Origin of the sequence: Nocardia amamiensis NBRC 102102, assembly GCF_001612745.1 — a bacterium.
Lineage (GTDB): Bacteria > Actinomycetota > Actinomycetes > Mycobacteriales > Mycobacteriaceae > Nocardia > Nocardia amamiensis.
In genome coordinates, this window is record NZ_BDBA01000041.1 from 64,143 (window position 1) to 76,903 (window position 12,761).

At 67.8% G+C, this 12,761-nt stretch carries 12 protein-coding genes; 11 read left to right on the forward strand and 1 reads right to left on the reverse strand.

The window, feature by feature from the left end:
* The first annotated feature begins 21 nt into the window (after positions 1–21).
* From NA4_RS10880 to NA4_RS10925, 10 genes are all read left to right on the forward strand, one after another.
* Positions 22–1,176 (forward strand): TauD/TfdA family dioxygenase, encoded by a 1,155-nt coding sequence (locus NA4_RS10880; RefSeq protein ID WP_084496968.1) that lies wholly within the window; start codon positions 22–24, stop codon positions 1,174–1,176.
* On the forward strand, positions 1,148–2,158 hold the full coding sequence (locus NA4_RS10885) for an ornithine cyclodeaminase family protein (protein WP_174552924.1): 1,011 nt from the start codon (positions 1,148–1,150) through the stop codon (positions 2,156–2,158). The genes NA4_RS10880 and NA4_RS10885 overlap by 29 nt, the downstream gene beginning before the upstream one ends.
* A gap of 221 nt (positions 2,159–2,379) precedes the next feature.
* The gene (locus NA4_RS10890) at positions 2,380–3,741 is read left to right on the forward strand and encodes an alanine racemase (protein WP_067468069.1); all 1,362 of its coding nucleotides are present in this window, start codon (positions 2,380–2,382) and stop codon (positions 3,739–3,741) included.
* A 35-nt stretch (positions 3,742–3,776) separates the two neighbouring features.
* Positions 3,777–4,808, forward strand: a complete 1,032-nt coding sequence (locus tag NA4_RS10895; RefSeq protein WP_067467997.1) for a PLP-dependent cysteine synthase family protein — start codon at positions 3,777–3,779, stop codon at positions 4,806–4,808.
* Positions 4,805–6,196: an MATE family efflux transporter gene (locus tag NA4_RS10900; RefSeq protein ID WP_067468000.1), complete on the forward strand. Its 1,392-nt coding sequence runs from the start codon at positions 4,805–4,807 to the stop codon at positions 6,194–6,196. The genes NA4_RS10895 and NA4_RS10900 overlap by 4 nt, the downstream gene beginning before the upstream one ends.
* A gap of 472 nt (positions 6,197–6,668) precedes the next feature.
* Positions 6,669–7,760: a glycerol dehydrogenase gene (locus NA4_RS10905; protein ID WP_067468003.1), complete on the forward strand. Its 1,092-nt coding sequence runs from the start codon at positions 6,669–6,671 to the stop codon at positions 7,758–7,760.
* Between the two features lie 74 nt (positions 7,761–7,834).
* On the forward strand, positions 7,835–8,290 hold the full coding sequence (locus tag NA4_RS10910; protein WP_067468006.1) for a flavodoxin domain-containing protein: 456 nt from the start codon (positions 7,835–7,837) through the stop codon (positions 8,288–8,290).
* A gap of 213 nt (positions 8,291–8,503) precedes the next feature.
* On the forward strand, positions 8,504–9,466 hold the full coding sequence (locus NA4_RS10915) for a DUF389 domain-containing protein (protein WP_067468013.1): 963 nt from the start codon (positions 8,504–8,506) through the stop codon (positions 9,464–9,466).
* A gap of 191 nt (positions 9,467–9,657) precedes the next feature.
* On the forward strand, positions 9,658–10,143 hold the full coding sequence (locus NA4_RS10920; protein ID WP_067468078.1) for a pyridoxamine 5'-phosphate oxidase family protein: 486 nt from the start codon (positions 9,658–9,660) through the stop codon (positions 10,141–10,143).
* Between the two features lie 67 nt (positions 10,144–10,210).
* Entirely contained in the window at positions 10,211–10,786 is a 576-nt protein-coding gene (locus tag NA4_RS10925) for a TerD family protein (RefSeq protein WP_067468016.1), read from the forward strand.
* A gap of 203 nt (positions 10,787–10,989) precedes the next feature.
* Here the strand turns inward: NA4_RS10925 and NA4_RS10930 are convergent, their stop codons facing one another.
* Positions 10,990–12,162: a helix-turn-helix domain-containing protein gene (locus tag NA4_RS10930; protein WP_067468019.1), complete on the reverse strand. Its 1,173-nt coding sequence runs from the start codon at positions 12,160–12,162 to the stop codon at positions 10,990–10,992.
* Between the two features lies 1 nt (position 12,163).
* Between NA4_RS10930 and NA4_RS10935 the strand changes: the two genes are divergently transcribed.
* Positions 12,164–12,761: hypothetical protein (locus tag NA4_RS10935; RefSeq protein ID WP_174552925.1), on the forward strand; the 598-nt coding region annotated here is incomplete at its 3' end.

Below are 12,761 nucleotides of genomic sequence, written 5' to 3' on the forward strand. Positions count from 1 at the left end.
GATGCGAAGAAGGGACTCCTGGTGAAAAGCGTTCTCTCCGAACGTAAGACGCTTCACCCACAGAATCTCGAACGACGCGAGCTGCCCGACGGAGCAGGCTCGGCGGTGCGCGAACTCGCCAGAGAGATTTGCGCCACACTCGACGCCAGACTCGCCGATCCGGCCGCCGCCGCACGCACGCTCACCGATCCGGCGCTGATCGAGCAGATCGATGCCCGCGCCGCGGAACTCCCCGCCGAGGTGCGCCATGCCATGCGCCCGCCGGCCACCACAACGGGCGCCACGATCGTCAGTCGTCTTCCGCTGTCCGACAACGAATTCGGGCCGACGCCGCCGAGCTGGCGGGAAGCCGCGCGATGGAGTGGCGATCCCGCGATGCGCGCACACTCGTTCGAATTCGACCTCGTCATGCTGCTGCTCGCCCGCAGCGCCGGAGAGCCGTTCGGCTGGCAAGGCCAACAGGACGGGCGGCTGGTCAACAACATCGTTCCTGCGGCCGGTCACGAGCACGAACAGTCCGGCGCCAGCAGCAAAACGCTGCTGAGCCCGCACACCGAGGACGCGTTCCATCCGCGCCGGGCCAATCTGCTGATGCTCGCTTGCCTGCGCAACCCGGATCTGGTCGGCACCACGGTTTCCTCGGTACGCCGCGTCGAGCTATCCAGCGAGCAGCGCGAACTGCTCAGCACACCCACACTGCCGATCCTGCCGGACGTGTCCTACGGCGACGGGCACGAAAGGTACTCGGCCACACAGATTCCCACGCTGTGGAGTGCGGCGGGCGCAGCCGAGCAGACCATGCGCTACGACCCGGCATACACCCCGCTCGAGGACGCCGACCCCGAATTCCGTGCGGCCTACGAACAACTCACCGCGGAACTCGAACGCGTCTGCGTGACCGCCGCGCTGGCCCCCGGCGAGCTGTTGCTGGTGGACAACGACGTCGCCGTGCACGGCCGGGTGCCGTTCACCGCACGGTACGACGGCACCGACCGATGGCTCAAGCGAGTGAACATCCGGCTTCCGGAACGACGGCGGCGGGCCGAGGAAGCCGACGAGAATGGGTACGGGCAACAAATTGTTGCCCCGTTCCGAGCGGCGGGCATCCTGCCGGTCGAGAGCGGCACTCGAGAGCGAGCAGTACCGAATGATCGAGGACCCGTTGAACACCCGTGACCGAAGCACACCCCTGCGGGTGCTGAGCCGCAGCGACCTGGCCGACGTGCCGATCACACCGTCGGCGGTCGTGCGCGCGGTGGAAGAGGCGTATCTGGCCTTCGCGGCGGGCGATTCGGACAACCCGCGCAAGCTCAGCGTCGCGAATCCGGACGGCTGGTCGGTCGCCTACGCCATGCTCGGCAGGGACGGCCGCAGGCGCGTGGTCGCGATGAAGACCTCCTACAAGTTCGACCCCGGCCACGACCGCAGCACGAAGCGGTACTACACGACCATCACGCTCTACGACGACGCCACCGGCGCGCCGATCGCGATGATGGACTGCGCCAGGGTCGGCGCGCTGCGCACCCCGGCGGTGTCGGCGTTGCTGGTGCGTGAGACCGTCCGTCGCGGCGCGGAGAGCGTGCTGCTGATCGGCACCGGCACCCAGGGCCGCAACGCCCTTCCGCATCTGCTCGCCGCGAACCCGCAGCTGCGCAAGCTGATGGTCTACGGGACGCACCCCGATGGGCTGGCGGCCGTGCACCGCGAGCTCGCCGAGCACTTCCCGCACGCACTGCTCGAGACGGTGCCGGACGCACGGGCCGCCGCGGCGACCGCCGACGTCGTGCTGGCCACCGCGGGACCCGGCACCGAGGTCGCGCTCGAATCCACCGATCTGGCACCGGGTTCGGTAGCGGTGCTGGTCGGTTACGGGCTCGCGCCCTCGACGCTGGTCGACGCCGATCGGGTGATCGCTACCAGCGCCGAGCAGATGGCGCTGACCGGCACCGACATGGTGGGCCCGGACGGGACGCTGCGCCCGGTGGACGCCGAGCTGCCGCAGATCCTGAGCCGCCGTGCGGTGGCGCGAGGCTCGGACGACGAACGGATCTTCGTCTACAACAGCGGACTGGTGCTCACCGACATCGCGGTCGCCCACGCCCTTGCCGAGCGGGCGATCGCCGAGGGGCGCGGGATGGAGGTGCCGCTATGGGACTAGAGGCGGACGTCGGCAGCGTGACCTCGGCTGCCGACGGCCCCGAGGTCCTCGCTGCCGCAGCCGATGACGCGGTGCATGACCCGATGACCGCCGTGCAGCCCGCGCACGATCCGATCAGCGCAGCACATGACACGCCTGGATCCGTCAGCACGGTCCAGCTCGCGCACGACTCGCTCAACGCGACTCGGGACACGCACGAACCGGTCGGCGCAGCGCATGACATGCCGGGCTCGATCAGCACCGTGCACGACGCGCAGAAGTCGATCAGCGCGGAGCCGATGCCCGCGCATCTCGATCCGTGGGAGCGTCGCCTCCTCGATGACCCGAACCTGCTGGGCGACATCGCCTTTGCGATGGGCGGGCCATTCCACGTCATGTTTCCGGCGCGCGTGGCGCACAACATCCGAGAATTCCGGGCCGCCTTCGATCGAGCCGAGGTGCAGGGCACGATCTACTACGGCAAGAAGGCGAACAAGGCCGCGTGTGTCGCACGTGCTTGCGCCGAGCACGGTGCGGGCGTGGACGTCGCCAGCGTCGGCGAGCTGACCGCCGCGCTGTCGCAGGGTGTTCGCGGTGACGAGCTCATGGTGACCGGCCCGGCCAAGTCGGACGAACTGCTCTGGTTGGCGGCCCGGCACGGTGCGCTGATCGCCGTAGACGACGTCGGGGAACTCGACCGGCTCGCGGCTCTGGCCGCACCTGCGAACCCCGCGCGCGTGCTGCTACGCGTCCTGCCCGCCGCTTCGGCGAGCCGGTTCGGCATGACCGATGACGAAATCGACGACGCTCTCGAGGCATTCGGTGCTCGTGAGTCGATCCGTCTGGAAGGCTTCAGCTTTCACCTGTCCGGTTACGACGCGGTGGCACGCGCGGAACTCGCGGGCGCGCTGATCGCGCGTTGTCTGCACGCGCGCACGCTCGGGCATCCGGCCGCCACGGTGTCGATCGGCGGCGGGTTCGGCGTCGACTACGTCCCGGCGGAGGAGGCGGCGGCGTTCAGCGAGCGCGTCGGCAGGCACTGGTTCCACTCGGGGAAGTCCTTCGACTCGTACTATCCCTACCACTTCGCGGTACCGGGCGCGGCCATGCTCACACAGATCCTCGACCACGACGATCTCGCCGGGCGGTTGCGGGACAACGGTATCCGGCTCGCCATCGAACCAGGACGCGCCCTGCTCGCGCACGCGGGATGCACCGTCTTCCGCGTCCAGGGCAGCAAGACCAGGCACGCGCACGGGCAGTCCTACCGGCTGCTCACGGTCGACGGCACCAGCCTGAGTCTCTCCGAGCAGTGGTTCGACAGCGAGTATCTGCCCGATCCGCTGCTGTGGCCCGCGCGCCCTGGCACACCGACGCCGACCAGCGTCGGCGCGGCCACCTGCCTGGATTCCGACATGCTCAGCTGGCGCCGGGTGCCGCTGCCCCGCGGAGCCGAGGTCGGCGACCTGCTGATCTACCCGAATACCGCTGGCTACCAGATGGATTCGAACGAGTCCCCCTTTCACGAACTGCCCATACCGCCGAAAGTCGTGCTGCACGACGCACCAGACGGCCGCTTCCGCTGGACTCGCGACGGAAGCTGACCCCCACTTCCCCCGAAACGAACGAGGAGAAATCAATGCCGCTCGTCACGCGTGTGACGGATCTGATCGGCCGCACGCCGCTGTTCGAGCTCGCGGCTACCGCGACGGGCACCCGCTTACTGCTGAAACTCGAGCAGTTCAACCCGACCGGCGCGGCCAAGATCAGAATGGCGCGCGAAATGGTGCTCGACGCCGAGCGACGGGGTTTGCTGAGCAGTGGCGGGCATATCATCGAATCCACGTCCGGGAACACCGGGCTCGGCCTGGCGGTAGTGGCTGCCGAACGTGGGTATCGCTTCACCGCGGTGGTCGACCACCACGCATGTAAGGACAAACTGCGGGCGATGCGAGCGATGGGCGCGGAACTGGTGTACGTCGCCGACGAGGGCGACGACAACCTGGCCACCTCGGCGCGGGAGGATCTCGCCGAGGCGATGGCGGCCGAAAGCGACGACGCGTACTTCACCGAGCAGCACAACAACGACGCCAACGCGGTCGGCTACTACGCGGTGGCCGAGGAGCTGCTCGAGGACGTCGAGCGGGTCGACATCCTGCTGTCGGCGGTGGGCACCGGCGGTTCGCTGTTCGGCACCGCGACTCGCCTGCGCCAGCTCGGCTGCGTCCCGTACGTGATCGGCGTGGAGCCGGTCGGTTCGATCGCCTTCGGCGGGCCTGGCGGTCCGTACTGGCAGTCGGGCACCGGCACCCCGCCGGGCGCCACCATCGGCACCGCCGTCGACTATTCGCTGCTCGACGAGGGCGTGAAGGTCTCCGATGTGGCCGCGTTCGCGACCGCCCGCGCGGTGGCGGCCGAACTCGGCTTGATGATCGGGGGGTCGGCGGGCGGCTCGGTGCACGCCGCACTCGCCCGGCTGGAGGAGTTCCCGCCCGGCTCCACCGTGGTCACCATCGTGTGCGACGGCGGGGAGAAGTACCTGGACACCGTCTTCGACGACGAGTGGATGAACGACCGGAACCTGCTGAGCGCCGACACCGAACGCGAGGTGCGGGACATGCTGCGGCGGTACACCCCCGCCGCTCGCCGCACCCTCGTGGAGGCGCGGTGAGGTACGGCGACGGCAGGCGGCTCACCGCGCTCGCGACGCCCATCGCGCTGACCCAGCTGGCGCAGATCGCGGTGTCGACCACCAATATCGCGCTGATGGGCACGCTCGGCGTGCGGCAGGTGGCCGCGGGTGGCTTGGCGATCGTGCTGTTCAACCAGATCCGCACCATGTGCGTCGGGTTGATCACCGCCAGCGGCAACCAGATCGCCACAGCGGTGAGCGCCGCGGGCAAGCGCGGCGACTCGCCGGATCCGGAGATCAGGGACCTGCTGCGGTCGAGCTTCCTGATCGCCACGGTCGCCGGGCTACTCGGCGGCGCGGTGCTGATCGGACTCGGCTGGGTGCTGCCGTGGCTCGGGCAGGACCCGGGAGTGCTCGCCGACGCCCGTCCGCTGATGGTCGCGCTCGCGCCGGGCTTGCTGCCCTGCCTGTGGTTCCAAGTGCTGCGCCAGTACACCGTCGGCATGCAGCGCCCGCAGGCGCTGCTGCTGGTGACCCTCGGGTCGGTGGTGCTGAACCTGCTGCTGGCAATCGGCTTCATCCACGGCAAGGCCGGGCTGCCCGCGCTGGGACTCACCGGCATCGGCGTCGCCACATCGCTGGTGTTCCTGATCACCTTCGGCGTGTTCTGGGCGATGGTGTGGCGCGACGACCGGCTCGGCCGGACGTTGCCGCTGACTCCGCTGCCGGTGCGACCGGCGACGGTCAAGGCGGAGCTGAAGCTGGGCACGCCGATCGCGCTCACCTATGGCTCCGAGGCGGGCATGTTCTCGGTGCTTGCCCTGGTCATGGGCAGTATCGGGCCTGCGGCGCTGGCCGCGCACAACGTCGTCTACCAGATCATCTACATCGTGTTCCAGGTCGCGATCGGACTATCGCACGGTGCGTCGATCCTGGTCAGCGACGCCGTCGCCCGCGACGAGCACACCCACGCCCGCGCGCTGGCCTGGCTCGCGCTCCGGCATGCGGCGATGGTCGCGGCCGTGACGGGCGCGGTGTACGTGCTCGCCCCGGATCTGGTGCTGCGCCCTTTCCTGGACTCCTCCGACGCCGAGACCATCCGGGTCGCGCACACCCTGCTGCTGATCGGCATCGTGCTGCAGTTCTTCGACGCCGCCCAGAACCTCGGCACCGGCCTGCTGCGCGGCCTCAAGGCGACCAACGCGGGCTTCCGCCTCTCCCTGATCGGCTATTGGGGCGTCGGCCTGCCTGTCGCCCTGCTGCTCGCGTTCCCGCTCGGGCTCGGCGCATCGGGCGTCTGGTGGGGCCTCACCGCGGGCCTGGCCACCACCGCGATCCTCATGCTCCGCCGCTACTTCGCCCTGCTCGACGAGCAGGAACGCGACCGGCCCCGCCTGCTCCGGGAAACCCTCACCACGCCGAGCTGATCGGGGTCCGTAGGCAGGTTCGGCGCTCGATCCTGAGCGGTTGTTCTCGCCCGTGCCAGTCGGTCGCCGATGTGACGATCCCGGCCGGGCATCCGGTCTCCGGTACCGGATGCCGGGCGTGGCATCGAGGACACGTGTCCCCGCACCCGTTCTCGATCCTGCGCACCGAGCGGCCCTGCTCGCCCGTGTCACTCGGCCGCCGATGTGACGATCCCGGCCGGGCATCCGGTCTCCGGTACCGGATGCCGGGCGTGGCATCGAGAGCACGTGTCCCCGCACCCGTACGGTCCCAGTCCGCAGCGTCGGTGTGGGCGGGTTCGGCGCAGGCCGGTGGAGCGCTTTCGCATGGCCGAGTTCGTCAACCACAGCCGGTGGCAGGGGTGGGTCGCGTAGCGTTTAGAGAGTCGTCGGGTCGGGCTGTAGGGGTGTGCACGTTCGGCATGGTTCGCGGTCCGGGATCGGGAGGTGTCGGATGCTGAGCGTGTTCTCCTCGCCGGGGCACTACGTGCAGGGACGGGACGCCACAGCGGCGCTGGGTGCGGAGATGGCCCGGCTCGGGATCGGCGGTCCGGTGCTGATCGTGTCCGGAGGCAGCGCTTTCCGGCTGCTCGCCGGGACATGGGAGCGGTCGCTCACCGATGCGAAGATCGCCTATTCGATCCAGCTGTCCGGCGGTGAGTGCAGCAGGGCGGAGATCGCCAGGATCGCCCATGCCGTCGAAGAATCCGGCAGCACAGTCGTTTTGGGCGCGGGTGGCGGCAAAGTGCTGGACGCGGCGCGCGCAGTCGCCGACGATCTCGACCTGTCGATGATCAGCTGCCCCACCGCCGCTTCCAGTGACGCGCCGTGCAGTGCCCTGTCGGTGATCTACACCGAGGCGGGCGAATTCGAGGCCTATCAGCTGGTCCGGCGCAATCCCGCGCTGGTGCTGGTGGACACCTCGGTCATCGCGCAGGCCCCCGCCCGGCTGCTCGCCGCAGGCATGGGTGACGCTTTGGCCACCTGGTTCGAGGCGCGAACGTGCAGTGCGGCGCAGGTGCGCAACATGCGCGGCGGAGCCTCGACACGCAGCGCCACCGCACTCGCGGAGCTCTGCTATCGCACCCTCCTCGCCGACGGCGCGCAGGCACTGACCGCGGTCCGAAACCACAGCGTCACCCCGGCACTCGAACGCGTCGTCGAGGCGAACACGCTGCTGTCCGGGCTCGGTTTCGAATCGTCCGGGCTGGCCGCCGCGCATGCGGTGCACAACGGCCTCACCGCCGCCGCGGGGACGCACCCGTTCCTGCACGGCGAGAAGGTCGCTTTCGGCACGCTCACCCAGTTGGTGATCGAAGGCGCTCCCACATCCGAGATCGACATCGTGCTCGATTTCTGCACCGAGGTCGGGCTCCCGACGACCCTGGCCGCGCTGGGTCTGGCCGACGCCGATCACGAGACGCTGTCTGCTATCGCGACCAGGGCAACCGCCCCGGGCGAAACAATCCACAACGAACCGTTCACCGTCGACGCCGCGATGCTGGTCGACGCCCTGCGCACCGCGGACGCCCTCGGCAAGGGGTGAGCGGAGGCCGTAGCACTCAACCAGCTCGGCGAGTTAGGATAGCCTCGCCATATCGAAGGAGAGGAGGGGCGCCGGTGCGCGTCGTCATTGTGTTCGGAACCGAGATGGGGACCGCGGAGTCCGCCGCGGACAGCATCGCCGCGGAACTCTCCGGAGCGCACGACGTCTCGGTGCACGACATGACGGACTTCGACATCGAGGACCTGGACGTGCGCGACTTCCACGTCATCGTGTGCTCGACCTACGGCGATGGCGATCTGCCGACCGGCGCCGAACCCTTCGCCGACGCGCTCGATCGCAACGCGCCGGAACTGACCGGCCTGCGGTTCGCCGTCTTCGGGCTCGGCGACTCCGTGTACGGCGACACCTTCAACCGTGGTGGCGAGATCATCGCCGAGAAGCTCATCGCGCGTGGTGCCGCCCAGGTCGGCGAGCACGCGCGGCACGACGCGTCGGCGGAGATCCGGGTCAAAGACATGGCGCAGCAGTGGGCCGCCACACTCGACATTCCCGCGCTGGTCTCCGCCTGACCGTCACCCCGGATCCCGGCGGAGCCCAAAGCGCCCCGGCCTGATTGTCACCTGGGACAAGGCCCGCCAACGGAACGCATCGCCAGCGCACAAGTGGCGAAGCACTTCACGCCCTATCCACAAAACCCTGGCACTAGTGATTCATCCACAGCCCGGAGATCGTTGTGCCGGGTCGCAGCGAGATACGCGGCGAAGCGCGGCACACTATGGGGCGTGTTGCACCTGCGGATGCTGGCTCCTGCCGAGATGACCGATGACGTCATCCAGATTCTCGAACAAGACGATGCCGTGAGTGGCCTCGCGGTGCTGCGCGGCGCCTCCCTCCGGCCCAGCGGTGACGTGGTGCTGGCCGATGTGGCGCGGGAAGCGGCGAACGACGTGATCCAGCGATTGCGCGCCATCGGGCTGCATCATGCGGGCAGCATCGAGATCGAACCGGTGCGTACCTGGCTGTCGCGCAGTGGTTTCGATGCCGAAGTGCGTGCACCCGGCAGCAGTGCCGACTCCGTCGTATGGGCCGATGTCGCGCAGCGCTCGTATGAGGAAACCGAGCTGAACTGGACCTACCTCAGCTTCATGACCTTGGCGACGGTGATCGCCGCGATCGCGATCGTGCTGGATTCGCAGATTCTGGTCATCGGGGCGATGGTCCTCGGTCCGGAATTCGGGGCCATCGCCGCGCTGGGTGTCGCCTTGGTGCGCCGCCGATTCGTGTTGTTCGGCCTCGCTGTGCGCACGCTGCTGCTCGGTTTCACCGCCGCCATCGCCATCACCTTCACACTCGCTTTGATGGCGCGCGCACTGGGCTGGATCACCGTGGATGACGTGACCGGTCCGCGCCCGGGAACAGCCTTCATCTACACCCCCGACAAGTGGTCGTTCATCGTCGCCGTCATCGCGGCCGCCGCCGGAGTGCTCGTGCTGACTTCGGCCAAGGCAGGGGGCATGGCCGGTGTCTTCATCTCGGTGACAACGGTGCCCGCCGCGGGCAATATCGCGCTCGGCGCCGCCTTCGGTGTCGGGTCGGCGATCTGGGGCAGCGCTCTGCAACTCGTGGTGAACCTGTCCGGGATGGCACTGGCGGGTTGGGCCACGCTGGCGGTACAGCAATCGGTGTGGTCGCGAGTATCGGTGCGCCGCGCCAAGTCGATGAGCAGACCACGCCGGATGCTGTAGTCACGACTCCGCCGATCCCCGTTGCCACCGCCTTTCGGTGCGCGGCCGCACGCGACTCGTCGTCCACGAGCGCCGCGCAGAGCAACCGCGTGCAGGATCGCCTGAGCCGACCTGCGTTTCCGAGCGGTCGCCTAAACTGCTAGCAAGCGCGGTACAGCCCGCCGCGCTCGACTATGCATGAGGTGACGAAGATGGCAGCCGGAGTGAGCCCCGCCCAACGTCAGCACAACTCGACGGATCATCCCGAGCTGGACGTGCTACCGGAATGGCCGCTCGAGACGATCGGCGTGCTGGTGACGACCGATCCGGCGCCGCACGCGATTCCGGTGTCCTGGCCGGTGCGGGCGGGCGATCGGCAAATACTCATCAGCCTCAAATTCGACCGCGGCTCGCTGGCCCGGCTGCGCGAGCGCCCCGAAGTGGCGCTGCTGATCCTCGGCGGCGGCAACGTAGCGCTGGCCGCGCGCGGCACCGCGCACGTGGTCGCGGAGGGCATGCCCGACGCCGAAGACTATGTGGCCGTGCGCATCGACGTCGACGTGATCGACGACCACCGTCAGTCGGCCTTCGCGATCGTGCAGGGCATCCAGCGCACGGTGCTCGACGACGAGAGCGAGCTGCGCGCGCTGAAAGGCCGAGTGAGCACGCTGCAATCCTGGGCGGACGACAAGAACTGAACCGGCCCAAGGTTTCCGGGTAGCAAGAAGGAAAGGCGGCACCGGCTGTGCCGCGCGGAAGGGGATCATGAGCGTCACTTTGGCCAAAGGCGGCAATGTTTCGCTGTCCAAGCAGGCCGCGAATCTCACGAAGGTGTCGGTGGGTCTGGGCTGGGACGTCCGTACCACGACCGGTGCCGACTACGACCTCGATGCCAGCGCGCTCGCGTGCGGGCCGAGTCTGAAAGTGCTGTCCGACCAGCACTTCATCTTCTACAACAACCTCCGTTCGCCCGAAGGGTCCATCGAGCACACCGGCGACAACTTGACCGGCGCCGGCGAGGGCGACGACGAGGTGATCAACGTCGACCTCACCGCCACCCCACCCACCATCACGAATATCTTCTTCCCGGTCTCCATCCACGACGCCGACGCCCGCGGCCAGTCCTTCGGCCAGATCCGCAACGCCTTCATCCGCGTCGTCGACGCCAGTACCGGCGTGGAACTGGCCCGCTACGACCTCACCGAAGACGCTTCCACGGAAACGGCCATGATCTTCGGCGAGCTGTACCGGCACAACAACGAATGGAAATTCCGGGCCATCGGCCAGGGGTACGCATCGGGTCTCGCGGGGATCGCGCGCGACTACGGCGTCAACATCTGATCGAGTTCCCCAGCGCCGCGCGGGTCTTCCGGTCGATGCAGAACATTGAGTTCCAGAAGACCCGCGCGGTGTTACCTCAGCAGTGCCCGAGCCAGGCCCCTACCGCCTCTGCATGTGCTGATTACGACGGACCGAACTCCCCATCAACTACCCCGGCGATGAGCGTATCCGATATTCATGCTGGGCACTCGTTTCGTGGGAGCCTAGATAACACCGGCAGCGAATACGTCCAGGTCTCGTACTACGCGCGCATTGCTCCAGGGAGCAAGGAGCTTGCGGGTCTCCAAGTACTTTCCACGCAACCTGGGAGAGGTGTTCTTGCGAGAGAGCGCCACAGCCTCCTTAGCCGCACCCACCGCCCGATCGAGATCGTCCGGGGCGGTGAGTCGAGCGAGCCGCAGCAGAGTGAGCGCTTGATGCCTGGCGGCGTGCACGGGAATGAACTGCAACGACTGCTCGACAGATTCCGCAGCGCTGCGCCGGTCCCCAGTCGCCTCCAGCACTGAGCCGGTGATGTCGCCGGTTACCCACGCGGCCATCCAGTACGCATACGACTCGTCAGGAGTCGTCTCGGTCAGATGCTCATTCGAGACTCTGTCCAGTTGTCGGCGAGCATCTTGCCGTCGATTGGCATGCGCGTATGCCTGTGCAGCACGCAGCGCCCGGTAATCGGCCATCCTGCGGTCACGCACCCTGATGCGCAGCGCAGCGTCCGCAAAATCGGCTGCGGCGGCATAGCGCTTCATCCACACCGCGAGATCGGTCCGATGCACCAATATTCCGGCCTGGACATCGGTGTCGCCCGCCGCTTCGGCGTACCTGAAGGCCTGTTGGAACAACGCATCAGCGAGCTTCACGTCCCGCTGGTCCCATGCCGCCCACGCGGAGGACCCGATCGCCTCGGCCGCCAGCCTCGACAGCTGCGGCTCGAGAAGTTCGGGACAGTCGGGCAGCAGCCGCACACAGGTGCGGGCCAGCTGATCGATCAGCGGTTTGGCGGCGTCCGACCCCAGCGAATCGTCGAGCAGCATCCCGGCATGGACTGTCGTACGCAGGTGATCGATAGCGGCTGGCGTCACCTCAGGTTTCGACGCCCCTGCCGTCGCGGCGAGCGCCGCCGTCGTCATCAGAAACTGTCTGCGGTCCACGTCGGTCTCCTCGGCCAGCACTGCGAAGCGCCCCCGCGCCACAGGTTCCAGTGTCGCCAAAACCTCGTCCAACGCAAGCTGCCCGTCGGCGCTCACCCTGGACTCGCCCCGCTCCCAATTGCTGACGGACTTCTGGGAGCAACCGACCAGTAGGGCGAACTCGCGTTGGCTGAGCCGCAATGCATTCCTGAGCGCGAGGACGGTTTCACCAGTCCACCAAGTAGTCACATTGCCCCCTTACTCGAATTTACTCAGAGTTGCCTCGGTCTACTCTGCGCTCGACATCGTCCCAGGTCCAAGGTGGTTGCACACCCGAAACAACGGGAAGCGAACGGAATTCACCCGCATCGCGGCAATTCAGAGCACCGACCCGACGAAGGCTTTCATGAACGATTCGGCGTTCGACGACACGCCGGCTTCTCGTTGCGCCTACTACCGGCGCATCTGCGGCATACCGGCCGTCATTCACCCTGAGCACGGCCGCATTGTCGTCAAAGCGGGAATGGTCGGCGGGATCACCATGCCCGGCAGCCTGGGGTACCGAGTACGAGAGCATCTGCTACACAAGCGATTCGCAGTCGGCCCGATCATCGCCCACACTCGCTCCGGGCGCTGGACATACATTATTCGACCCGACCTGCCGGACGATATACGCCTGTTCTCGGAACTCTTCCGACTCGACGTATCCGTTGTCCCGCTCGGCGGCGAGATCGCCCTGCCGTCACCGGCCGATGCCCACGCCGCTTACCGACACTGGGTCGTCGCGCCCCGCGACTCCTTCCGTCCGTCCGGCCTGATGATTATCGAGTCGGTCCGCGCCTGTGTTG